Origin of the sequence: Enterococcus dongliensis, assembly GCF_031927985.1 — a bacterium.
Taxonomy (GTDB): domain Bacteria; phylum Bacillota; class Bacilli; order Lactobacillales; family Enterococcaceae; genus Enterococcus_A; species Enterococcus_A dongliensis.
This window is the reverse complement of the sequence record NZ_JARPZC010000023.1, coordinates 1-22,694: the sequence shown is the minus strand read 5'-3', so window position 1 is coordinate 22,694 and position 22,694 is coordinate 1. Positions and strand designations below refer to the sequence as shown.

Sequence of the window (22,694 nt, the reverse complement as noted above, 5' to 3'; positions counted from 1 at the left end):
AAGAGAAAAAGCCCTACAATGCCGTTGTAAAAATTGGGGAAAAGGGATATATTGATTTTATCTCTTTTTCAAAATAAACATAAAAGCCCTTTAAAGAGGGCTTTTATATATTAATCACAAATCACTTATCACAAATCACAAGTGATTAATCACAAATCACTTGTGATTTGTGATTCTTAATGATACAATATTACTATACAAAAAAAGAATGGGGCGTAGTTATGGAGAAGGAAAAACTAAAAATACTTGAAGAATTAAGACGTATTTTAAACAATAAAAATGAAGCAATTATTATCTTGAATAATTACTTTAAAGGTGGTGTTGGAAAGTCCAAATTATCGACTATGTTTGCTTACTTGACAGACAAATTGAATTTAAAAGTTTTAATGATCGATAAGGACTTACAGGCAACATTGACAAAAGACTTAGCAAAAACTTTTGAGGTAGAATTGCCACGTGTCAATTTTTATGAAGGCTTGAAAAATGGAAACTTGGCTTCTTCTATTGTTCATTTGACTGATAATTTAGACTTGATCCCTGGCACGTTTGATTTGATGTTACTGCCAAAATTAACTCGCTCATGGACTTTTGAAAATGAAAGTAGATTGCTTGCTACTCTTTTAGCACCTTTAAAAAGTGACTATGATCTCATTATTATTGATACTGTACCAACGCCAAGCGTTTATACAAATAATGCAATCGTGGCGAGTGATTACGTTATGATCCCTTTACAAGCAGAAGAAGAAAGTACAAACAACATTCAAAACTATATTTCCTATTTGATTGATTTACAAGAACAATTTAACCCTGGACTAGATATGATCGGTTTTGTTCCTTATTTAGTTGATACGGACAGCGCAACGATAAAATCAAACCTGGAAGAACTGTACAAGCAACATAAAGAAGATAACTTGGTTTTCCAAAATATTATCAAGCGAAGTAATAAAGTAAGTACCTGGTCTAAAAATGGAATTACAGAACACAAAGGCTATGACAAAAAAGTTTTATCCATGTATGAGAACGTATTTTTTGAAATGCTTGAGCGAATTATTCAATTAGAAAACGAAAAAGAATAGAATCACAAATCACAAGTGATTAATCACAAATCACTTGTGATTTGTGATTGTTGATGATAAAATAAGAATAAGAAGAAATAGAAAGAAGTGAGTGATTGTGGGAAATTTAGGCGCACAAAAAGCAAAACGAAATGATACACCAATCAGTGCAAAAAAAGATATAATGGGAGATAAGACGGTTCGTGTTCGTGCTGACTTACACCATATTATAAAAATTGAAACAGCAAAAAATGGCGGAAACGTAAAAGAAGTTATGGATCAAGCCTTAGAAGAATATATACGGAAATATTTACCTGATAAACTTTAAAAAGGAGTGAAAATGAAATGGCAGTTACGTATGAAAAAACATTTGAAATAGAGATCATTAACGAATTATCGGCAAGCGTTTATAATCGAGTATTAAACTATGTTTTGAACCATGAACTAGATACTAAAAATACTCGTTTACTAGAAGTGAATCTTTTAAATCAATTAGAAGTGGCACAAGAAGTTGATTTATTTCAACAACCATTTGAAGAATTACAAGCTATTCATGAGTATTGGCGGTCAATGAATCAATATTCAAAACAAATTTTGACAAAAGAGAAAGTGGCTTAACATGGCGAATATTACTGACTTCACCGAAAAGCAATTTGAAGATCGTTTAGAAAAGAATGTTGAACGACTAACTAAAAATAGACTAGCGGTTGAATCGCCAACCGCTTTTTTACTTGGTGGGCAACCAGGATCAGGTAAAACTAGTTTGCGATCGGCAATTTCCGAAGAGACACAAGGAAATGTTGTTATCATTGATAATGATACGTTCAAACAACAGCACCCTAATTTTGATGAACTAGTGAAACTTTATGAAAAAGACGTAGTAAAATACGTTACCCCTTATTCTAATCGCATGACAGAAGCGATCATAAGCCGTTTGAGAGATAAAGGGTATAATTTAGTGATTGAAGGTACAGGACGAACAACAGACGTTCCTATTCAAACCGCAACAATGCTTCAAGCCAAAGATTATGAAACAAAAATGTATGTCATGGCAGTACCTAAAATCAACTCATATTTAGGAACAATTGAACGGTATGAAACTATGTATGCAGATGATCCAATGACAGCCAGGGCAACACCAAAACAAGCGCATGATATTGTTGTCAAAAACTTACCGACCAATTTAGAAACCCTTCATAAAACGGGCTTATTTAGCGATATAAGGCTTTACAATAGAGAAGGAGTGAAACTCTATTCAAGCTTAGAAACGCCTTCCATTAGTCCGAAAGAGACCTTAGAAAGAGAATTAAATCGTAAAGTATCAGGGAAAGAAATTCAACCGACTTTGGAGAGAATAGAGCAAAAAATGGTTCAAAATCAACACCAAGAAACCCCTGAATTTAAAGCAATTCAACAAAAAATGGAAAGCTTGCAGCCACCTACACCACCAATACCCAAAACACCTAAACTTCCAGGGATTTAAACCTTAAAAAAGTAAAAGAGTAGTTACCAAAAAACGGTAACTACTCTTTTTTTATAAAAACATTTCCTCATTTTTTAAAAGCTGATCGAGAAATAAAGCACACAACTGTATTCTTTCTTTTTTCAGTTGGTACATTTTGCAGTCTGTAACGTGCCATTTACTGTTTGTTACCTTAACATATCCAGTCGAAAACACAAGGGTATATAAACGAGCAAGCTCGCCCTTGTGTTTTCTTTGTGTCTATGTTGCGTTCTCGTCACAGCAAACGACACGAACACACTGGCGAAAATGAACCAACAAAACGAAAAAAGAAAGGAGCATACACTGTAATTTATTTCTAGCTTTTAAAACATGAGGAAAACAGCTTCACTTCCTCAAACGCCTAACAAAAATGGTTGTCAAAAAGCCAAAAATCAAAAAGAAAAGGAATGATAAAAATGAAATATATTAAAAACGTTGAAACATTGGAAGAATTGAAAAAAGCCTACAAAAAGTTAGCTTTGAAGTTACACCCCGATTGTGGCGGTAATGAAGAAGAAATGAAAATTTTGAACAATGAATATGACGAACTGTGTCAAGGGTCACAAAAAAATGTTGGTTTGGGGGTGCGGACATAATCCTGGACTAAAAATGAACTTAGGAGGAATATCCGTATGTTTTCCCACGAAGAACGTGTAAAAGCAATTCAGTTATTTTTAAAATATGATTGCTCCTACGCCGCTACCATTCGGAAATTAGGTTATCCGTCCGTTGGAGCACTACGTCAATGGTATAAAGAATATTTGGTATCTGGAGAGCTCCATCAGGAACTCCGGAAGAAGTCAAAGTATTCTGAAGAACAAAAAAGAGTCGCTGTGAATCATTATTTTGAATATGGTCAATGTTATGCACGAACCATTCGAATGCTTGGTTACCCAAATAAAGGCTCCTTACGACAATGGTGTGAAGAACTCGCACCAGGTGCTAGAAAACTTCGAAAAAGTGCGGTAAAGTTAACCAAAGATCAAAAAGAAGACGTGTTGAAAAAGTTCTATAAACCTCAAACCAACAGAAAAGGCTTAGCTGAAGCTGAAGGAATCAGTAGGGTTGCTCTATATCAATGGAAGGCCACTTATCTTGGAAAGGATTTCCCTCTGCGCATGACTTCAAAAAATCAAGGAAAACAAAAAGAATTACTTTTAAAGGAAGTAGAAGAGTTACAAGAACAAGTACACCAATTGCAGCTTGAGAAAGCATTACTCGAAGGAGCAGCTGAACTACTAAAAAAAGGAAAAGGCATCAATCTACTTTGTCTATCAAATCAAGAAAAGACTCTATTGATTGATGCCTTACGAAATCAATTCAACTTGAAAGATCTTCTTCAACAGCTCCAGTTGTCTAAAAGTAGCTACTTTTATCAAAAACAGGTACTTGAGCAACCGGATAAGTATTTTGAAGAACGCCAATTAATTGTCACGATTTTCAACAGTAATTTCTGCGCTTATGGTTACCGCAGAATTCATCAAGCTTTAAAAAATATGGGGAAAATCCTTTCTGAAAAAGTCGTACGTAAATTGATGTTCGAGGAAAATCTATTTGTTAAATTTTCTAGACGAAAAAAATACTCTTCGTATGCTGGGGAGATTACTCCTGCACAACCTAATTTATTGAATCGCAACTTCAAAGCAAAAATGCCAAATGAGAAATGGCTAACAGATATTACCGAGTTTAGGATTCCCGCAGGGAAAGTCTATTTATCCCCATTGGTTGACTGCTATGATGGCGCCGTTATTAGCTGGACTATTGGAACAAAACCTGATGCAGAATTAGTGAATACTATGTTAGACGCTGGACTCGCTACCCTTCAAGACCAGGAGCGTCCAATCGTTCATTCTGACCGTGGTGCTCATTACCGATGGCCCGGTTGGATCGAACGAATGAACAAAGAGAACTTGCCTCGTTCCATGTCTAAAAAAGGTTGCTCCCCAGATAACTCAGCGTGCGAAGGTTTCTTTGGACGATTAAAAAATGAGGTGTTTTACCAACGTGACTGGAAAAACACGACAATTAACCAGTTTATGAATCAATTGGATGACTATATCTATTGGTATAATAATCAACGGATTAAGTTATCTTTAGGGGGACTAAGTCCTCTTCAATATCGGAAGAAGCAAGGATGTATTGGTTAAAAAAGGTCCAGAAAAACATCCGCACCCCCAAACCAACATTTTTTTGTGACCCTTGACAGACCACATCACACAAATAAGCAATGCAATTAATTTAGACAAGATTCCTGTAATGGGGTATACACCATGAGCGCCAATTGATCTGGTCTCTTTAGCAACCGGGGAAATGACAAAACGCTACGGGTTCGTATATACAGATATGGATAATGAAGGTAAGGGAACGAAGAAGAGAATCAAGAAAGCATCATTTGACTGGTATAAAAAGGTTATTGCAACTAATGGGGAAGATTTATCGTATTAATTCTTAAACATTTAGTAGAAACGGATTGCTCTTATTTTGTCAAACAGATAAGGGCAATCTGTTTCTCTTTGTATAGAGGATTTGAAGAGACAGACATTAAAAGAATTTCTTATTTGATAAAAAAATTGCTTACTGTATGAAATTGGTTTTATGATCCTATATTTTCAATATGTTTAGAAAACTTCAGGAACCATCTTGAAACGAGATGTGATATCCAAATGTAGAATAAAATGATAAATTACAGATACAGGGAAGCGCTCCCTAGAAAGGAGAAAAATCATGCATGAAATAAGCAAGCGTCAACATAAATTATTGAGATTGCTTTTGGAGCAAAAAGATTTTTTACCGGTAAATCATTTCTCCAAGATTTTATCTATCTCCGATCGTACATTGTATAAAGACATTGATGAACTGAATAAGGCATTAAAAAAAAGGAAAATTGAAATCTTGAAACGGCAAGGTAAAGGTATTTTTCTAAGTAAGTCTGATTTGTCAAATGATGAAATATTAAAAATTTTTGGTGAAGCTTCAACTCAAATAGACTTCAATCAGCTTCCACTCGAGCGGCAAATCAAAATGGCGGAATATTTATTATTGAGAAACAAAAAGGTGTCTTACCAACTATTATCTGATGAGTTTCTCGTCAGCAGAACCTCGATCTCAAATGACTTAGATCAAATACAGACTGTTATTGAAGGAAGTTCGGTCACGATTCGTTCTGATAATAATGGAACAAAGGTAAACGGAAATGAGTCTGAGATACAAAAGGCAATTAAACAATATGCTTACTTTATCATTGATAAATCAGACTTAACCAATAGCTATAGAGTTCGATTTCCCAGCTTATTATTCAGTTTTTTACCTAAGGACATCATCAAAAAAGTTTCTGGACTTCTGCAAACAAATGATCACTTTAATATCGATAAATTGTCTGATGATCATTTTCAATCATTAGTATTGTCAATCAGTATATTTGTTCTTCGTTTGCAGGAAGGTTTTCATATTGAATATCAAGATAATTTTTTATTTGAAAATGTGGAGTCGCTTAAAACTTTCTTTTTAGCAAATGAATTAGTAGAGAATCTTGAACTGGATAACAGTATCAAGCTAGATTCAAACGATTTTGAATACTTCAATCGACAATTAGTGGCTCATGGCTTCGAACCACGTTTGAGAGATTTAGCAATTCAGAAGGAATACGATGCTGTGGTAAGAAAGATGATTCAGAAGATGAGTGATTCAATTCAGGTTGACTTAACCAGAGATGAAAAACTCTACATGAACATTCTTTATCACTTGGTGTCCATGATATATCGTTCTAAATTGAACGTTCCTGTCAGTAATCCGCTTTTGGAGGAAATAAAGCGAGAGTATTCTGTGTTATACAGTACAACTTGGCTAATATTGGCCGGGATTGAAAAGGAATTAGATATTCGCTTAACCGATGATGAGGTCGCGTTCATGATGATCCATTTTCAAGGGGCCATCGATCGGTTGTCGGCAAATCGTAAGATATTAATTGTTTGTCCTACTGGAATCGGAACATCAGAGCTGATTGCCAATCGTTTAAAAAGGGTATTCTCTCCACAGGATATAGTTGAAGTTGTCTCATTACGAACACTCTATAAAAGAGATTTGAATAAAATTGATTTGGTGATCTCTTCAGTACAATTAGAAAAAATTGATGTTCCTGTAACGTATGTTTCCCCGCTAATGAGTAAACAAGATCTAAAAAAAGTTTCCGCGACTTATCTAGATTTATTTTATGAGGAAGAAGTAAACGACCAACCGTTTGAGCACTTAGGAAAAATAATCGATTCAGATTTGATTTTTTTGAACGAAACAGTTGCTACTAAAGAACAATGCATCAAAAGGATCACTCAAAAGCTTTTGCAAAATGATTTCGTTACGGATTCGTTCGAACAGGCAATTTGGGATAGAGAGAAGCTAGGGGTGACAGATCTTCCAATTGGGGCGGCGATTCCACATCCTTCACCATCAACAGTTAAGGAAAGCAAATTAGTAATTATGACATTAGTAAAACCAATACGTTGGAATTTTCGAATGATCAACACTGTTTTAATGATCTGTGTTGCAGAAAAGGATTTAAAGCATATTAAAGGAATATTATCAGAAATCTATCGGATCGTTGAGACGAAGAAAAATATCGATCGTTTTATCTTTAGCAAAGATGAAGAAGAAATAGTGAAAGTATTAGGAGGTCAAACAATTGATTGATGAAGGTTTAATCGTTTTGGATTCGGCGTTAACAAATAAGAAATCCATCATTCATTATTTATCAGAAAAGGCAAAAGAGTTCGGCTATTTAAAAAATAGCGCAAATTATATTAAAGCTGTAAACAAAAGAGAAGAAGAATTTTCTACAGCGATCGGCTATGACGTAAGTATCCCTCATGGGAAATCAAAAGAAGTAATCAATCCTTTTATCTGTTTTCTTAGAACGAACCAACCAATTCAATGGGATACAAATGGTAATACAGTTGAATTGGTGTTTATGCTAGGAATACCAGAAGAGAATAAAACGACTTTTCATTTGAAAGTACTCGCTGAAATCAGCAAAAAGCTTTTAGATGAAGGTTTTAGAAATGATTTATTAACTGGGAGCAAAGAGTCAATTTTAGATTCACTATATCAAGTAGAAAAGAAAATAGGAGGAATTTAATATGAAAATCGTTGGAGTATCGGCATGTCCTACAGGAGTAGCCCACACATACATGGCTCAAGAAGCATTGGAAAAAGAAGGAAAAAAGAGAGGACATGAAATCAAAATTGAAACTCAAGGCAGCATCGGGATCGAGAATGAGGTTACTGAGGAAGAAGCTGAAGAAGCAGATGTAGTCATTTTGGCGGTATCTGTCTTTATTGAGAATGAAGAACGTTTTGAAGATAAATTAGTTTTAAATGCTGATGTCAATGATGCTATTTCGTATCCTGCGAAAGTATTGGATGCTGCTGAGAAGTTAGTAAATGGGTAAAAATAAAGGAGGATAAAATGAATATCAAAGCTACTTTAAAGGAAGTTCAAAAATCATTTTTAAGTGGGGTTTCTTTCATGATGCCTGCAGTAGTTGCTGGTGGTATCATGTTGGCCATCTCACTTGCTACTGGAGAAAAAAGCGATACAGGAGTTGTTGTTACTAACGAATTAATGCAGAACATTAACCTTTTAGGTAAAGCAGCTTTTGCAATGATGATTCCTATTTTGGGCGGCTATATCGCATATTCAATTGCGGGTAAGCCTGGTTTGGCGCCAGGGATGATTCTAGGGTTCCTTGCTAATAATCCTGTTACTGTAAATGATGTGGAAGTAAAGTCAGGATTTTTAGGGGCGATGCTTCTAGGTGTTGCTGCAGGATATTTGGTCAAATGGATGAAAAAATGGAAAGTTAGCAAAACGATTAAAACCATTTTACCGATTCTGATCATACCAACCATTTCGGTTTTTATTCTAGGTTTGATTTACATCTATGTTGTTGCCACACCATTGGCATTTTTGATGAACGGATTAACTAGTATCATGAGCAGTCTAAACGGTAGCAGTGCCATTTTATTGGCAGTATTTATTGGATTGTTCGGAGAAGTCGACATGGGAGGACCAATCACCAAATCAGTTTCGATGTTTACACTTGCACTTATGAATGAAGGTATTTATGAACCGAACGGTATGTTTAGAATCGCCGTGGCTATTCCACCTATTGGGATCTTTTTAGCGACATTATTCTTTAAAAAGAAATTTACTGAAGGTGATCGGGATGCGGCGGTTGCTGCTGGAATCATGGGATGTATTGGAATTACTGAAGGAGCCATTCCCTTCGTAGTTAGTGATATGAAACGAATCTTGCCTTCAACAATGATTGGGACAGCGGTAGGATGTGTAATTGGAGCGATTGGGAATGTGAAATGCTATGTTCCTCATGGTGGATTTGTTGTATTACCGGTTGTTGACAATAAACTATGGTTTATTGCTGCAATTATAATTGGATCATTAGTGACAGCGTTGATACTTGGCTTTTTAAAGCCGGCTTTAGAAGAAACACCAGCAAAAAAGAAAAATAAGAGTCAAGTGGCGGATTTAACAAAGGAGAAAGCCTAATGAAACTAGAAATGAACGATTTCATCGAAAAGAATAAAGTAATTGCAATTTGTCGAGGAACTTATGGGGAAAAGCTTATTAACTTGGTGTCCGCGCTAAACGATGGTGGAGTAAAGCTTGTAGAAGTTACTTTTGATCAAGGAGATCCTGAATGTTTGACTAAGACTCCAAAGGCCATCGCCTCGCTGGTTAAGGAGTTTGGAAATGAAGTTAAAATTGGAGCGGGTACTGTTCTGTCCATTGAACAAGTTGAAGCCGCTCACCAAGCAGGAGCAGAATATATTATCTCGCCTAATACGAATTCAAGTGTTATCAAACGAACAAAAGAATTAGATATGGTCTCGATGCCTGGGGCGCTAACACCAAGCGAGATAATCTCAGCGAATGAAGCGGGTGCAGATTTTGTCAAGGTGTTCCCTGTTAGAGCTTTGGGGATAGGATATATCAAGGACATTCTTGGGCCAATCAATCATATTAAACTAGTCGCAACAGCAGGAGTCACACCTGATAACTTGCAAGACTATCTTGATCTAGGTTTCAGCGGTGCTGGGATTAGCGGCTATTTAACGGATAAACGTTTGATTGATACAGGTGATTTTGCGACGATTACCAAACATGCCTTGGAAATGATGAGCATTGTAAGAGAAAATAATGTCTCAAACTAGCCCTATTGACAAAGGGGATAGTGTCTTTAAAAAATGAACGCTGAAAGAAAATCGCGGAAAGAGGTTAATAATGAAATTTTTCTTAGATACGGCAAATGTAGATGAAATCAAACGAATCAATGAGTTGGGTTTAGTTGATGGAGTAACGACGAATCCAACAATTATTGCTAAAGAAGGACGAGATTTTGAAGAGGTCATCAAAGAAATTTGTTCTCTCGTCGATGGGCCTGTAAGTGCGGAAGTAACAGGATCGCAAGCTGAAGAAATGATCGCCGAAGCAGAAGTGCTTGCAAAGTGGGCACGTAATGTTGTCGTCAAGATCCCGATGACAGAACAAGGATTGAAAGCAGTAAACACTCTATCTAAAAAAGGAATCAAAACCAATGTAACGTTAGTCTTTACCGTAGCTCAAGGTTTGATGGCCGCAAAAGCTGGCGCTACTTATATCAGCCCATTTTTAGGTCGTTTAGATGATATTGGAACTGACAGTATGGCTTTAATTAAAAACTTGAGAAAAGTACTAGATAACTATGGATACAAAGCAGAAATTATTTCCGCGAGTGTTCGAGGACTTGAACATGTGGAGAAAGTGGCTGAACTAGGTGCAGATATCGCGACAATTCCTGGTAATCTATTTCCGAAATTATGGAGTCATCCGTTAACTGATAAGGGTATCGAGCAGTTTGAAAAAGACTGGGTGGCATTCTCCAATAGGTAATTACAGATTTCTGTGAGTTATATAGTCATTTTTAAGGTAAGAATAAATAGAAGTAACAACGGAGATGATTATGATGGAAGATCAAAAGAAACCAATCGTCATCATGAATTGGTCTATGAGGCAGAACCACATTAAGGAAGCAAAAGCATTCGCCAAGCAGATCAGTGAACATAAAAACTCTGATATTGATGTTGTAATTCTTCCTTCAATGGGAACGATGTATCCAGTTCATGAAGTTCTACAACACACCTCTGTTCAGCTAGGCGCACAAAATATCGCCCCCGTTGAAAATGGTGAGTTAAGTGGTGAGTTTTCGATCGATTCGCTGATCGAAATGAATGGAACCTTTGTCGAATTAGGGCATTGGGAACGCAGACGACTTTTCAATGAAACCGACGATATTATCAATCAAAAGGTTAAACTATCACTCAAAAACGGAGTGAATCCAATTTTATGTATTGGTGAGCAGGATAAAAAAGATGCTGATAATGTCATTGATGGATCGAAAGATCCAAAATATGAGTTGGAATTAGAACGTGAATTATTTTTACGAATTTTCAATGGCTTATATTGTGTTGAGAAAAAAGACTTGGAAAAGATCGTGATTGCTTATACTCCAGCTTGGGCAGTTGGCCAGAGCAAGGCAGCAGGAGCGCCACATATTAAACTAGCAGTATCAATGATTCGAAATGCGATCGCGAAAATATTTAGTGAAGCGGCATCTGAGAAGGTTCGTATCGTCTATGGTGGATCAGTTAGTCCTGAGAATAGTATCACCATGATGAGATTAGCAAACTTGGATGGTGTTCTATTGGGGAGATTTGGTAGTGATGCGAATAGATTACAGCGAATTGTAGAATTAATGGTGGATTAAAAAAGTGGATGTACCAAAAGTCTTGAGCAAATAGGAAAAAAATGAAAGCCGAACGACATTGCAGCTATCAATAACGATAGTACATGTTAGTTCGGCTATTTAGTGCTTAAAAAAGTGAAAAAATTTTTTGTTGAAATTTTAATGTCTTCTATTCCTTTTATCCCAATTATTATCCCGATACACTTATAAGAAATTGGATTTAATTATGTAAAGGGCCACGATAAAATGTAGGAAAGGGGGTGCGGATGTTTTTCTGGACCTTTTTTAACCAATACATCCTTGCTTCTTCCGATATTGAAGAGGACTTAGTCCCCCTAAAGATAACTTAATCCGTTGATTATTATACCAATAGATATAGTCATCCAATTGATTCATAAACTGGTTAAAGGGGAGTTTCTGTTTCGCTCGCAAGAAAAAGATGATGCCTTGTATATTGTGAATCGCGGAAAAGTCCGCATCTATCGCTTGTCTAATTCTGGCAAAGAGCAACTAGTTCGTATTTTGAATCCGGGTGACTTTACGGGAGAATGGACGTTGTTCAATCCTGATGCTGTGCACGAGGAATACGCAGAAGCTACTCGAGATACGTCTGTCTGCATGATTCAACAACATGATGTACAAGAGTTTCTAAAAGAGTATCATGCAATTTCGTTAAAGCTGCTAGGAGAGATGTCGCAGCGGTTAGAAAGCTCCGGACGTCAAACTGCACAAGTAGCCGTGGAGAGTGTCATTACCCGTTTAGTTTTGTTTTTGGCAGAAAATGTGGAACCTGAAATGGGCAACTCTCCCACCATCACCCTGCCGATGGCAAAAAAGGACATTGCTTCCTATTTAGGAACGACACCTGAGACCATCAGTCGCAAATTTGGAGAATTGGAGGACGAGGGATTGATTCAACAGCTGTCTGGGAAAAGGATCAAGATTCAGGATTTAGATGATTTATTGCTTTACAGCGAATAATCGGACACACTTTTTTCTACACGTTGGTGTTCTGTCGCTCTTCATTAACAACGGGACAGAACTCAGTGCTTTTGCTTCCATCTGTCCGTTTTTGGCTTTTTTAAGACAGAACGACCTTCATTCATTGGAAAAATAAAAGCACAAACATGATAATCCTCAAGTTTCTTTGTTTTATTTTTCTTTAAGATAGGGTTGCCGAACAAAACGTAAAAATAAGTAGAGGTGAATGTGCATTATTTTTGGGTGATAGTTGCCATCACGTTGTCAGCAGCGGGTGCATTCTTTGTCGTCCCTTTCACCGGCGGCGAAGCAAAAACGTCTAACGTTGTTGAGGCAGATAGGTTAGCTATGGAAAAAGAAGAGGAAGTTGTAAAAGGAGCCGGCGTAATCGGACACGGAAAAGTGGCGTATTACGAAGCGAGTGACCAGGGAGCTAAAAGTGAATTCACTGTTTGGTTTCCATGGAGCTTAGCCGGAATCTTGTTCAGCATCACCATGACTAGAATGACGCGAAAAATTGAAGAAATGGAGCAAATAGAATGGAATTCGTATTAGGCGTTTTGAATCCCCATGCGGTGGAGATTGGTTCTGTTGTGATTCATTGGTATGGAGTCATTATTGCAGCGGGCATATTAGCGGCTCTCCAGTTGAGCACCAAGGAAGCAAAGAAAAAAGGACTGGAAGAGGATACCATTATCGATATGGCCTTATGGGCAATTCCGATTGGACTCCTCGGCGCTCGGCTTTATTATGTGTTATTTGAACTTGGTTATTATCTGCAAAATCCAGGACAAATCCTTGCGATTTGGAATGGCGGCATTGCGATTTATGGGGGATTGATTGCAGGAGGGGGTACGCTATATTGGTATGCAAAGAAAAAAGGTACTTCTTTGGCACTCGTTCTTGATATTTTAGCGCCCAATGTATTGTTAGCCCAGTCCATTGGTCGTTGGGACAATTTTATGAATCAGGAAGCTCATGGTGGACCGGTTACTCGTCAATTCTTGGAAAATCTTTATTTACCTGAATTTATCATTGAACAAATGAATATCAATGGTACCTACTACCATCCGACTTTTTTATACGAGTCATTGTGGAGTTTGTTGGGCTTTGTCCTCATCGTCACTATACGGAACCGAAAACAGCTTTTGCGTCAAGGAGAAGTCGCTTTGAGTTACGTTTTGTGGTACTCAGTGGGTCGGTTCTTCATTGAAGGTATGCGAACGGACAGTTTATGGATTGGCGAGTGGATCCGCGTTTCGCAAGCCTTGTCTCTGGCCCTGTTTATTGGCGCGATTGTAGTATGGTTTATACGCAGACAAGACTATCCACCAATTTCTTATTATTCTGATGGTAATAAGGGGCAGAAAAAGACTATTAAGATGGTGAATTGAGCAAAAAGATAAAAAGAAGTGCAAAACTTGATATGCGTCAATTTTCGTTTGCTAAAAGCGAGCTATACTACAGTTGTAAAGAGGAAAAGGCAGTGTTCATTAATCTGCTGCCGATAAAATAAAAACACATAAAGGAGATAGGAATTATGGAAAAAGCTATATTGCAATTAGAAACGTTGTCTTGTCCAAGTTGTATGCAAAAAATTGAAGGTGCCTTGAAATCAGTTAACGGTATTGATAAAGACAGCATTAAAGTATTATTCAACTCCAGCAAAGTCAAAACCAATTTTGATTCAGCTGTCACTTCGATTGAAGAGATTCAAAAAGCTATCGAAAACGTAGGCTATCCGGTCCTTAAAGCAAAAGTCAAGGCCGCTTAACAGATTAAATGAACTAGGCAATTCTGGAAGAAAAGCTATTTTTCCGGGATTGCTTTTTTGTTGCAATCCGATTCGAGGTGCTTAGAAACGATAAAAGAGAACTTTCTAAACTTGATAGCCGTCAATTAATTACTTAGGCAATTATCTTATACTGTGTTTATCAATAAAAGAGAAATTAAATTTGGAGGGAAAAAGCATGCAACAATATATATTAAGCAAAAAAAATGTTATCACCGTCATCAGTGGATTGTTAATCGCACTCGGTCTCTTCAGTCACTTTGTTTTAGAAAACGTAGGACTTTCAGAGTGGTCTTTGATCATCGCCTCTGTCTTTGGGATTATGCCAATTGCCATTCAAGCGTTTCAAGCAATGAAAGTCAAAGTCATCAGTATTGATGTCTTAGTCAGTATTGCAGCGATTGGTGCGCTTTTTATTCAAAATTATGAAGAATCGGCTATTGTCACGTTCTTATTCTTATTCGGACACTACTTGGAACAACGAACATTGAACCAAACGCGATCTGCTATCAAAGAATTGACTGAAATGGCACCCGAAAGCGCCTTGAAACAAATGGATAATGGCGAATTTGAAGAAGTAGAAGTGGATGATATAGATGAAGGGGATATCTTGCTCGTTAAAACGGGTGCGAAAGTTCCAGTAGATGGCATAGTCCTTACGGGTGAAGGGCATATCAATGAAGCTAGCATTACAGGTGAAGCTGTTCCGGTCAACAAGCTAGCTGATGCAGAAGTTTTTGCAGGAACCATTTTAGAAAACGGAACGATTCAAATCAGAGCTGACCGAGTTGGTGAGGACACCACATTTGGAAAAATTATTGAACTCGTGGAAGAAGCACAAGATTCTAAATCCGAAGCGGAACGGTTCATTGATCGCTTTTCTAAATACTACACACCAGCTGTCTTGGTTCTGGCAATTGTTGTATAGGCGTTCAGTCAAAATATTGAGTTAGCAATCACCATCTTGGTTCTAGGTTGCCCAGGCGCATTAGTTATCGGAGTACCTGTCTCAAACGTTGCCGGTATTGGGAATGGTGCTCGTAACGGTGTTCTTTTAAAAGGGAGCGAAGTCATTCAAGACTTCAGCAATGTGGATACAATTGTATTTGATAAGACAGGTACTTTAACTGTCGGAAACCCAACCGTTGCAGCGACTGAACTGTATGAAAAAGATCCTGCTGAAACGCTTGGCTATCTGGCCAGTGTGGAACGGGAATCAGATCATCCATTAGCAAAAGCGGTCTTAAATCAAATTGGAGAAACAAACTTTTATCCTGTTGAAGGAACTGAAGTCGTGAAAGGCGGCGGAATCGTTTCAAGTGTAGCTGGACATAGAGTGGCTGTTGGGAATGTGGCCTTGATGGAAAAAGAAAATGTCACCCTCAGCAAAAAAGTGCAAAAAGATGTCAAACGGTTTGAACAACAAGGGAACTCTCTCGTTTTGACAGCGGTCGACGGTGAATTAAAAGTACTGATGGGCATTCGCGATCAAGTCCGTCCGGGTGTGAAAGCTAATTTGCAGGAATTAAAAGACTTGGGCGTGAAAAATCTAGTCGTTCTTTCAGGAGATAACCAAGGAACCGTTGATGTGGTCGCCGGCGAACTTGGTTTGACCGAAGCTCACGGCCACATGTTGCCGGAAGACAAATCGGCTTATATCGGAAAACTTCAACAACGTGGTCAAATTGTAGCCTTTGTTGGAGATGGCGTTAACGATAGTCCGTCCTTAGCTTTAGCAGACATTGGAATCGCAATGGGAAGCGGAACGGACGTAGCGATTGAAACATCCGATGTCGTTTTAATGAACTCGAACTTCAGCAACTTGCCTCACGCATTAGGATTAGTAAAAGCCACCGCAAATAATATGAAACAAAATATCGTGATTTCAATTGGAGTAGTGTTGGTCTTGTTGACCAGCGTCTTCTTCAGCGAATGGATGAATATGTCTATCGGAATGTTGGTTCATGAAGGTAGTATCTTGGTGGTAATTTTCAATGGCATGAGATTAATGAAGTATAAGTTGAAAGGTCGAAAAGAACAAAAAGAAGTATCAGCACCTGCAGAGAAAGTAAAAATATCTTAAGAATAAATTAGAAGAGGCTGAGACAATAGTCCATCCTTGAAATGACAAAAGCGGAAACTCAGATTTTTAAATCTGGGATTTTCCGCTTTTTTGAGTTCTTGAAAAAAAATAAGAGTATAGAGTATGCTCTTTATAAAATTAATTTTCGTGTAAATGATTAAAAAATTTAATAATAAAATTTAAATTCCTATTAAGTTGTAACACATGAAATTGCTTAAAATAATGTATTTAAAATCTTGATTTAACTAGTTTTTTTCTCTCGTCTTTATTATAGATATGTATACCTTCGAAAAGACAAGAAATAAAATAGAAATACCTGTTTAGTGCAAAATGAGAAGAATCTTTTTTAATTCATAGTTTATAATTTATGGATTTCTGATTTAGTCGTAGGTGCATTTTTAATGGTATCAGCTACCGGACAAGTACGATCAATAAATGCGATAAAATCTGAAATCTCTTCATCAGTATTATCAGCTTCAATATAAAATTTAGATACGATTGCAGAATAGCCTATTTTAGCTGCTTTATTTTTTCCTATAAAACCATCAGGATCTAATACTCCATCTATCTCTACACGGATATCGTTTAAATTTATGCCCTGCACTTTAGCGAAAGACCGAGCTACAATAACTTTACATGCTCCAAGAGAGGCTAATAAAGCTTCAATCGGATTCATCCCTTCATCTGATCCACCTAAATTTTTTGGTTCATCCAAAATAAATTCAAAATTCCTGGATGTACATGAAACTTTCATTCCACCAATTGACTGAGCTACTGCATGAAATGTTTCTTTTGCCATAAAAATAACCTCCTTTTAATTTAATAACTTTATCGTATCATGAAAGCATTATTTTTAGCCGCATAGTCACATGAGAAACAGAAAAATTTATATTTTTGAATTTTTTTCCAAAAAATAAAAATCTTTTGTGCAATTGAATAGGTTAATGCATGGAAAAAAGCAGCAAACATAAATCAAAGTGGATCCTATAGAATAGACACTAAAAAAAGTGCCTTTATAGGGTCCTTTTCAATCCATTTTAGTTTCATAAGGTTTCTTTTTTTAAAATGTCCTTGACATAGAATCCATTTCAATTCTTCGATTAGCTAAATTTTTCTAAAGTCTGTGTATATAGTTCAATAATTTCTTCACGACTAATTTGATTTCTTTTCTCCTTATACCAAAAGACGGATTGAATCGTGATCCCCATAATGATCTGTCCTTTATAACTAAGCTCTATGGGTAATTCTTCGTCACTAGCTCCTTTTTTTATGCGGTTACCTAGCATGCTCTTCCCGTACTCGCGCACACTTTCAAGTTCAAAAATGATATTAGCATTCATTTGAATACTGAAAATGAGATATAAGAGATTATCAAATTGATCCAATAGTTGTTCAAAAACAATAATAAAAAAGTTGTCTTTTTCTTCATTTGAGTTTTTGATAGCAAAATCAAATATTTCATTCATTTTATGTTTAATAAAAAAGGTTATAAAATCATATTTATCCAAGAAATGATTGTAGAAAGTTGGTCGTCGAACCATAGCAGCATCACATATTTCTGTTACTGAAATATTTTCAAATTCTTTTTCATGTAATAAGTTTTCAAATGCTTCTATAAGTGCCTTATGAGTTTTTTGAACCCTTAAATCTAATTGTTGCATATAGGGCCTCCTTTTTAGAGAAAGCATCAATTATCGAAAAAATGTAAATTATTTATCAGATCCTGAAAATATGTCTCTTGTCCTCCTTTGTGAGACTAGTATAATAAATATTATAACATTTGTAAATAAAGAAACGATTGTTAATTATCTTATAATCGATATTTAAAAGAAAGGTAGGAATATGATGTCAGTTATTGAAGTGAAACATGTGACCAAAGACTATGGACATGGACGTGGAATATTTGATGTTTCTTTTGAGATAAATGAGGGAGAAGCTTTTGGATTCTTGGGACCGAATGGTGCTGGAAAGTCGACAGCTATTCGCCACTTAATGGGCTTTTCTAAAGCTGATGAGGGAGAACTTTCTATTAATGGAAAAGATAGTTGGAAATCAGCAGCCAATATTAAACAAGATGTTGGTTATTTACCTGGAGAGTTGGCTTTTCCAAAAGGAATGACAGGAGACCAATTTATTGAGTTCATGGCAAATGAAAGAAAAATTACTGATATGACAAGGACAGAGCAGCTTAAAGAGCTCTTTAAAGTAGATACTTCTAAAGAGATTAAAGAAATGAGTCTTGGAACCAAAAGAAAGCTAGCGGTCGTTACTGCTTTTATGCATAATCCAAAAATATTGATATTAGATGAACCTACTTCAGGATTAGATCCTGTTATGCAAGAACGCTTCATTCAATTTATCTTAAAAGAAAAATCAGAAGGGAAAACAATCCTCCTATCTAGTCACATCTTTACTGAAGTGGATGCAACATGTGATCGCATTGCCATCATTAAGGATGGGGTAGTGGTTTCAACAGTTGAATCCAATGAATTGAAGCAGAGTACGAATAAATCATTCAAAATTGAGTTTGCTAGTTTTGAGGATTATCAGAAGTTTATAGAAAATACCGAATTTACTATTCCAACTAAAAGACCTGAACAAAATCAAGTTAAACTAAGTTTAACGGATCAGAAGATGCAAGAATTTTTTACAGAATTAAGTGAGGTAAAGGTAAATTTTATTTCAGAAATTAAATTTACTTTGGAAGATTACTTTATGGACTTTTATGATCGTAAGAAAACAGTGGCTGCTGGAGAGGAGAATTTGCGATATGGCTTACATTGATATCAAACATTTGACTAAGGATTATGGAAATGGACACGGAATATTTGATGTATCTTTAGAGATTGAAAAAGGAGAAAACTATGGCTTCGTAGGTATCAACGGTGCAGGAAAAACGACTACTATCCGGCACTTGATGGGTTTCCTGAAACCTGATGAAGGAAGCGTCACTATTAATGGACTTGATGCCACCAAAAGTAGTGCAGAAGTCAAACGCTATGTATCTTATATTCCTGGTGAAATCAACTTTCCAGGAAACAAAACCGGTGAAGATTTTTTAAAAGATCAAATCTATTTATCTGGACGTGGAAGTTGGGAACGTGCTAAAGAGTTAAGTAATCTTCTTCAATTAGATGTGACGGCCAATGTGCGTTCCATGAGTAAAGGGATGAAACAAAAAACAGCTATTGTTTCAGCATTTGCATCTAATGCAGATATCTTAATTATGGATGAACCAAGTACAGGTTTAGATCCTCTAATGCGTGACATCTTCCTTGATCTTTTAAAACAAGAAAAGAAACAAGGAAAAACGATTCTTATGTCTAGCAATATCTTCCAAGAAGTGGAAGAAGTCAGTGACCGAGTCGCAATCATCCGAGAGGGCAAAATTATTGATATCACAGATATGGCAGACATTCGTTATAACGAGAATAAAAGTTATCGAATGGAATTTAAATCACTCGCCGATTTCGAACGTTTCTTAAATTTAGGCTACCAATTGACTATGGTAAAAGCGGAAGACTTACAAGTTTTCGTTCAAATTCATGATAAAAATATTAATTATCTCATTCAAGATTTAAAAGATTTTGACTTGGTCTATTTTAAAGAAATTAAGTTCTCATTTGAAGATTATATTACTGAGATATTTAAGGAGGGAGTATAAATGTTTTCAAAACCAATATTTAAGCAAAGTATCAAAACCAATTGGAAACTATGGGCAATTATCACAATCGTCGCTTCAGTCATTTTATCTGGTTTCATCATAGGTTATGATGCGGAAGGATATGCATCGATTGCCGCTGCAGCGAAAGGAACCGCTTTTTCCAGTCTTCTCTCATCAATGGACAGTCTCTTAGGAAACTTAGAAAATTTCTATAAACTGATTGGTCTTATTCTTGGAATTGTTTATGTTGTATTTACAGCAAATACTCTTGTAGTGAGCGAGGTAGACTCTGGATCTATGGCTTATACTTTATCAACACCCATAAAACGTTCAAGTGTCATTTTTACCAAATCGCTTTACCTCATCTTATCGGTTATTTTAATGTATGTCATTGTTTCATTAGCCGGTTTAGGTGCCTCTCAATTAAAGTACAACAACGTGACGGGCTATCCGATCACAGAGGATATAGAAAAAGCATCAGAAACATTAGATAAAAGTGAAGGTTATCTATCTGAACATTTATATTTAATTAAAGATAATGAACAAGCTATGCGAGATGCTGCTGAAGCTCGCGATATGGATCTGGACGCCTATTCAATATACTTAGGAGAGGTCATCAAGGATCACTCCTATGAAGAGGCTGCAAAAATTATCACCGATGAACGTCGGGATATCTATGAAGATGATGATGACATGGAAGATGATGATATTGAAATCACAACTGAGGAATTGATCAAAAACCCGGCGATGATATTAGCAAGTAATGACGCATTGAAGGCTGGTGCAAGTGTACAAGGAATTTCTGTTAATGAGTACCGTCAATTTCTAGCAGATGAAATAACTGCACTTAAAGCTGAAAAGAATGAAGAAAATAAAGGAAAATCTCAGCCAACTGTCATGATTACGAAAGCCAATCGCGAACTCTTATTACAGGCTGTTATTGACTCTTCTGCAAATGCCTTAAATATGAATAGTGCCCAAGTGAAAGATAATTTGACTTTAATTAAAGATCCTACCGCTTTAGAGGCGTCTATGAAAGCAACTGATTTAAATAAAAAACAAATCATTACGATGGCAAACCATGCCATGGTATCATCTGCAAGATCTGTCGATGCTGCTCTGGAATTTGATACAGAAACTTATTTTTGGTTAAGTCTTGGTCTACTCATCTTAATCCTAGCCATAAGCTCTGTTTCATTCTTCGCATCAACTCTATTTAACCGCTCAGGATTAGCTTTAGCTATCGGTGGGGGGATACCATTTGCTTTCTTCCTACTTACTATGGTTCAGCAACTGATGGACGATGCTCCAGTTATACTCGAGTATCTAACGATAACAACTCTATTTGATACAGATGCGATATTAGCTAGTGGCGAGTTTGGTTGGGGATTAGTTGCTTTAGGAACCATTGCTTTCGTTCTATATGCAGCATCAAATGTTATCTTTACAAAGAAAGATTTACCACTTTAATATTGAAAGAACTATCAGTAAATTCCTTAGCAGCTACCGATAAATGAAGAGAATATAATGTGAGAAAGAGAATGAGACGGGCAAGATGATCTGATAACAGTTAACCTGGCAACTAATAAGTATTGGAGATGGTGCGAAGTAAGATTGATAAAAAATGGATAAAGGATTAGATTTAATACAATGTCTTATCACGATTCTAATGATTTGATGAGAGTGTAAAATATTTTGTGTAAATAGAAAAAAGGAAGTCCCTTCTGTAGAATAGAGTTACCACAACACATTCACAGAAAAGAGGGCTTCCATATGAACGATTTTACTACAGAAATTCTAAAGACTCTAGCGAACAAAGGCGATTTGAATGAATTATTCCGTGTCCATTTGGAAAAAGCTGTCAATACGCTTCTCAAAACGGAGTTAACGGCTTTCCTCGATTACGAAAAGTACGATCGCATTGGTTTTAACACGGGTAATTCTCGTAACGGCTCCTATGACCGTACGGTCAAGACCGAGTACGGGGAACTTCATCTCCAGATTCCGCGCGACCGCAACGGCGAGTTCAAGCAACAGACTGTTCCTGCTTATAGAGGGACGAATGATACCTTAGAGGAGACCGTCATTCACCTCTTCCGAAAAGGTATTACCATGTCGGAAATCGCAGACTTGATTGAGAAAATGTATGGGCATCACTACACGCCCCAAACCATGTCCAATATGACTAAATCATTTACGGAAGAAGTCACTTCATTTAAGGAACGTGAGCTTCATGACCGTTATGCCGCTATTTATATGGACGCAACCTATATCCCTTTAAAGCGGAAAACCGTCGCCAAGGAAGCCATTCATATCGCAGTTGGCATTCGCCCGGACGGTTCAAAGGAAGTGTTGAGCTATGCGATTGCACCAACTGAATCTATCACGATTTGGGAAGAGATTTTAATAGACCTCCAGGAACGTGGCGTGAAAAACGTCCTCCTTTTCATCACGGATGGCTTAAAGGGGATGGCAGGGGCCGTGCAGCGGTTCTACCCCAAAGCCCGTTTTCAACATTGCTGTGTGCACGTTTCCCGTAATATCAGTCACAAAGTGCGTGTCGATGATCGTAAGGAAGTCTGTGATGATTTTAAAATGGTGTATAAAGCGTCATCTAAAAAGGCGGCATTGGAAGCACGTGGTGCTTTTGCGGAAAAATGGAAAACCAGCTATCCAAAAATGGTGGAATCGATCCTTTCGAACGATTACCTGGAGGGTGTACAATATTTTGTGTAAGTTCCAATTGGGCTATGATACACTTTTCTTGACTATCAGTTACGTTACCGGAAGGAATGAACTCTATTGAGAAAAACATATGAT

At 36.8% G+C, this 22,694-nt stretch carries 22 protein-coding genes and 5 pseudogenes; 24 read left to right on the top strand and 3 right to left on the bottom strand.

All coding sequences use genetic code 11. The features are described 5' to 3' along the window. From P7D84_RS13855 to P7D84_RS12660, 15 genes and pseudogenes are all read left to right on the top strand, one after another. Positions 1–77, top strand: a pseudogene (locus P7D84_RS13855) (topoisomerase); the annotation flags it as partial. A 102-nt stretch (positions 78–179) separates the two neighbouring features. Next, on the top strand, positions 180–1,076 hold the full coding sequence (locus P7D84_RS12725) for a ParA family protein (protein WP_002326827.1): 897 nt from the start codon (positions 180–182) through the stop codon (positions 1,074–1,076). 91 nt (positions 1,077–1,167) lie between these two features. Further along, a complete protein-coding gene (locus P7D84_RS12720) occupies positions 1,168–1,383 on the top strand; it encodes a peptide-binding protein (protein WP_001835296.1) in 216 nt (71 codons plus the stop codon). 17 nt (positions 1,384–1,400) lie between these two features. Then, complete coding sequence (locus P7D84_RS12715; RefSeq protein ID WP_002326825.1) at positions 1,401–1,673, top strand: antitoxin; 273 nt, start codon at positions 1,401–1,403, stop codon at positions 1,671–1,673. Position 1,674: 1 nt separating this feature from the next. After that, positions 1,675–2,538 (top strand): zeta toxin family protein, encoded by an 864-nt coding sequence (locus tag P7D84_RS12710; RefSeq protein ID WP_002332783.1) that lies wholly within the window; start codon positions 1,675–1,677, stop codon positions 2,536–2,538. 437 nt (positions 2,539–2,975) lie between these two features. Continuing rightward, positions 2,976–3,110, top strand: a pseudogene (locus tag P7D84_RS12705) (DnaJ domain-containing protein); the annotation flags it as partial. 81 nt (positions 3,111–3,191) lie between these two features. Then, positions 3,192–4,706 carry an IS3 family transposase gene (locus P7D84_RS12700; RefSeq protein ID WP_311806669.1) on the top strand — a complete coding sequence of 505 codons (1,515 nt, stop codon included), beginning with the start codon at positions 3,192–3,194 and terminating at the stop codon, positions 4,704–4,706. A gap of 109 nt (positions 4,707–4,815) precedes the next feature. Beyond that, positions 4,816–5,004: pseudogene (locus P7D84_RS12695) on the top strand (family 1 glycosylhydrolase); the annotation flags it as partial. A 279-nt stretch (positions 5,005–5,283) separates the two neighbouring features. Continuing rightward, the gene (locus P7D84_RS12690; RefSeq protein ID WP_311806667.1) at positions 5,284–7,242 is read left to right on the top strand and encodes a BglG family transcription antiterminator; all 1,959 of its coding nucleotides are present in this window, start codon (positions 5,284–5,286) and stop codon (positions 7,240–7,242) included. Continuing rightward, entirely contained in the window at positions 7,235–7,687 is a 453-nt protein-coding gene (locus P7D84_RS12685; protein ID WP_002362842.1) for a PTS sugar transporter subunit IIA, read from the top strand. The genes P7D84_RS12690 and P7D84_RS12685 overlap by 8 nt, the downstream gene beginning before the upstream one ends. A 1-nt stretch (position 7,688) precedes the next feature. Next, a complete protein-coding gene (locus P7D84_RS12680; RefSeq protein ID WP_002362843.1) occupies positions 7,689–8,000 on the top strand; it encodes a PTS fructose transporter subunit IIB in 312 nt (103 codons plus the stop codon). Positions 8,001–8,017: 17 nt separating this feature from the next. After that, positions 8,018–9,118 (top strand): PTS fructose transporter subunit IIC, encoded by a 1,101-nt coding sequence (locus P7D84_RS12675; protein ID WP_002362844.1) that lies wholly within the window; start codon positions 8,018–8,020, stop codon positions 9,116–9,118. After that, complete coding sequence (locus P7D84_RS12670; RefSeq protein WP_002388302.1) at positions 9,118–9,783, top strand: bifunctional 4-hydroxy-2-oxoglutarate aldolase/2-dehydro-3-deoxy-phosphogluconate aldolase; 666 nt, start codon at positions 9,118–9,120, stop codon at positions 9,781–9,783. Before P7D84_RS12675 ends, P7D84_RS12670 begins: the two co-directional genes overlap by 1 nt. Before the next feature lie 70 nt (positions 9,784–9,853). After that, positions 9,854–10,501 carry a fructose-6-phosphate aldolase gene (fsa, locus tag P7D84_RS12665; protein ID WP_002380569.1) on the top strand — a complete coding sequence of 216 codons (648 nt, stop codon included), beginning with the start codon at positions 9,854–9,856 and terminating at the stop codon, positions 10,499–10,501. Positions 10,502–10,571: 70 nt separating this feature from the next. After that, positions 10,572–11,375, top strand: coding sequence for a triose-phosphate isomerase family protein (locus P7D84_RS12660; RefSeq protein ID WP_311806666.1), 804 nt, complete (start codon positions 10,572–10,574; stop codon positions 11,373–11,375). A gap of 264 nt (positions 11,376–11,639) precedes the next feature. On the opposite strand, the pseudogene P7D84_RS12655 reads toward P7D84_RS12660, so the two are convergent. Beyond that, positions 11,640–11,762: pseudogene (locus tag P7D84_RS12655) on the bottom strand (IS3 family transposase); the annotation flags it as partial. Here P7D84_RS12655 and P7D84_RS12650 point away from each other — a divergent pair. The 5 genes and pseudogenes from P7D84_RS12650 (at position 11,709) to P7D84_RS12630 (ending at position 16,210) form a co-directional block, all read left to right on the top strand. Then, positions 11,709–12,335 (top strand): Crp/Fnr family transcriptional regulator, encoded by a 627-nt coding sequence (locus P7D84_RS12650; RefSeq protein WP_376716930.1) that lies wholly within the window; start codon positions 11,709–11,711, stop codon positions 12,333–12,335. The pseudogene P7D84_RS12655 and the gene P7D84_RS12650 sit on opposite strands and share 54 nt — an antisense overlap. Before the next feature lie 228 nt (positions 12,336–12,563). Next, positions 12,564–12,890: a hypothetical protein gene (locus tag P7D84_RS12645; RefSeq protein WP_311806665.1), complete on the top strand. Its 327-nt coding sequence runs from the start codon at positions 12,564–12,566 to the stop codon at positions 12,888–12,890. Beyond that, entirely contained in the window at positions 12,875–13,729 is an 855-nt protein-coding gene (gene lgt, locus P7D84_RS12640) for a prolipoprotein diacylglyceryl transferase (RefSeq protein WP_311806664.1), read from the top strand. Before P7D84_RS12645 ends, lgt begins: the two co-directional genes overlap by 16 nt. A 146-nt stretch (positions 13,730–13,875) precedes the next feature. After that, positions 13,876–14,109 carry a heavy-metal-associated domain-containing protein gene (locus tag P7D84_RS12635; protein ID WP_003125439.1) on the top strand — a complete coding sequence of 78 codons (234 nt, stop codon included), beginning with the start codon at positions 13,876–13,878 and terminating at the stop codon, positions 14,107–14,109. 196 nt (positions 14,110–14,305) lie between these two features. Then, positions 14,306–16,210 (top strand): annotated as a pseudogene (locus tag P7D84_RS12630) (heavy metal translocating P-type ATPase). A 358-nt stretch (positions 16,211–16,568) separates the two neighbouring features. Here the strand turns inward: P7D84_RS12630 and P7D84_RS12625 are convergent. Beyond that, complete coding sequence (locus tag P7D84_RS12625) at positions 16,569–17,009, bottom strand: OsmC family protein (protein ID WP_002292163.1); 441 nt, start codon at positions 17,007–17,009, stop codon at positions 16,569–16,571. Between the two features lie 301 nt (positions 17,010–17,310). After that, complete coding sequence (locus P7D84_RS12620; RefSeq protein WP_103892184.1) at positions 17,311–17,871, bottom strand: TetR/AcrR family transcriptional regulator; 561 nt, start codon at positions 17,869–17,871, stop codon at positions 17,311–17,313. Between the two features lie 184 nt (positions 17,872–18,055). Between P7D84_RS12620 and P7D84_RS12615 the strand changes: the two genes are divergently transcribed. The 4 genes from P7D84_RS12615 to P7D84_RS12600 all read left to right on the top strand — a co-directional run bounded on the left by P7D84_RS12615 (position 18,056) and on the right by P7D84_RS12600 (position 22,610). Then, positions 18,056–18,994, top strand: coding sequence for an ABC transporter ATP-binding protein (locus tag P7D84_RS12615; RefSeq protein ID WP_137619581.1), 939 nt, complete (start codon positions 18,056–18,058; stop codon positions 18,992–18,994). Further along, positions 18,981–19,874, top strand: a complete 894-nt coding sequence (locus tag P7D84_RS12610) for an ABC transporter ATP-binding protein (RefSeq protein WP_311806663.1) — start codon at positions 18,981–18,983, stop codon at positions 19,872–19,874. The genes P7D84_RS12615 and P7D84_RS12610 overlap by 14 nt, the downstream gene beginning before the upstream one ends. Continuing rightward, positions 19,875–21,344 carry an ABC transporter permease subunit gene (locus tag P7D84_RS12605; RefSeq protein WP_311806661.1) on the top strand — a complete coding sequence of 490 codons (1,470 nt, stop codon included), beginning with the start codon at positions 19,875–19,877 and terminating at the stop codon, positions 21,342–21,344. Between the two features lie 303 nt (positions 21,345–21,647). Further along, positions 21,648–22,610 (top strand): IS256 family transposase, encoded by a 963-nt coding sequence (locus tag P7D84_RS12600; RefSeq protein ID WP_446493935.1) that lies wholly within the window; start codon positions 21,648–21,650, stop codon positions 22,608–22,610. Positions 22,611–22,694: the final 84 nt, after the last annotated feature.

What these genes read in the sequence shown, in the direction of transcription:
- P7D84_RS12725 (WP_002326827.1), top strand. Translation starts at nt 180, where the DNA reads ATGATACAATATTACTATACAAAAAAAGAATGGGGCGTAGTTATGGAG.
- P7D84_RS12715 (WP_002326825.1), top strand. Translation starts at nt 1,401, where the DNA reads ATGGCAGTTACGTATGAAAAAACATTTGAAATAGAGATCATTAACGAA.
- P7D84_RS12710 (WP_002332783.1), top strand. Translation starts at nt 1,675, where the DNA reads ATGGCGAATATTACTGACTTCACCGAAAAGCAATTTGAAGATCGTTTA.
- P7D84_RS12700 (WP_311806669.1), top strand. Translation starts at nt 3,192, where the DNA reads ATGTTTTCCCACGAAGAACGTGTAAAAGCAATTCAGTTATTTTTAAAA.
- P7D84_RS12690 (WP_311806667.1), top strand. Translation starts at nt 5,284, where the DNA reads ATGCATGAAATAAGCAAGCGTCAACATAAATTATTGAGATTGCTTTTG.
- P7D84_RS12680 (WP_002362843.1), top strand. Translation starts at nt 7,689, where the DNA reads ATGAAAATCGTTGGAGTATCGGCATGTCCTACAGGAGTAGCCCACACA.
- P7D84_RS12675 (WP_002362844.1), top strand. Translation starts at nt 8,018, where the DNA reads ATGAATATCAAAGCTACTTTAAAGGAAGTTCAAAAATCATTTTTAAGT.
- P7D84_RS12670 (WP_002388302.1), top strand. Translation starts at nt 9,118, where the DNA reads ATGAAACTAGAAATGAACGATTTCATCGAAAAGAATAAAGTAATTGCA.
- fsa (WP_002380569.1), top strand. Translation starts at nt 9,854, where the DNA reads ATGAAATTTTTCTTAGATACGGCAAATGTAGATGAAATCAAACGAATC.
- P7D84_RS12660 (WP_311806666.1), top strand. Translation starts at nt 10,572, where the DNA reads ATGATGGAAGATCAAAAGAAACCAATCGTCATCATGAATTGGTCTATG.
- lgt (WP_311806664.1), top strand. Translation starts at nt 12,875, where the DNA reads ATGGAATTCGTATTAGGCGTTTTGAATCCCCATGCGGTGGAGATTGGT.
- P7D84_RS12635 (WP_003125439.1), top strand. Translation starts at nt 13,876, where the DNA reads ATGGAAAAAGCTATATTGCAATTAGAAACGTTGTCTTGTCCAAGTTGT.
- P7D84_RS12625 (WP_002292163.1), bottom strand. Translation starts at nt 17,009, where the DNA reads ATGGCAAAAGAAACATTTCATGCAGTAGCTCAGTCAATTGGTGGAATG.
- P7D84_RS12620 (WP_103892184.1), bottom strand. Translation starts at nt 17,871, where the DNA reads ATGCAACAATTAGATTTAAGGGTTCAAAAAACTCATAAGGCACTTATA.
- P7D84_RS12615 (WP_137619581.1), top strand. Translation starts at nt 18,056, where the DNA reads ATGTCAGTTATTGAAGTGAAACATGTGACCAAAGACTATGGACATGGA.
- P7D84_RS12610 (WP_311806663.1), top strand. Translation starts at nt 18,981, where the DNA reads ATGGCTTACATTGATATCAAACATTTGACTAAGGATTATGGAAATGGA.
- P7D84_RS12605 (WP_311806661.1), top strand. Translation starts at nt 19,875, where the DNA reads ATGTTTTCAAAACCAATATTTAAGCAAAGTATCAAAACCAATTGGAAA.
- P7D84_RS12600 (WP_446493935.1), top strand. Translation starts at nt 21,648, where the DNA reads ATGAACGATTTTACTACAGAAATTCTAAAGACTCTAGCGAACAAAGGC.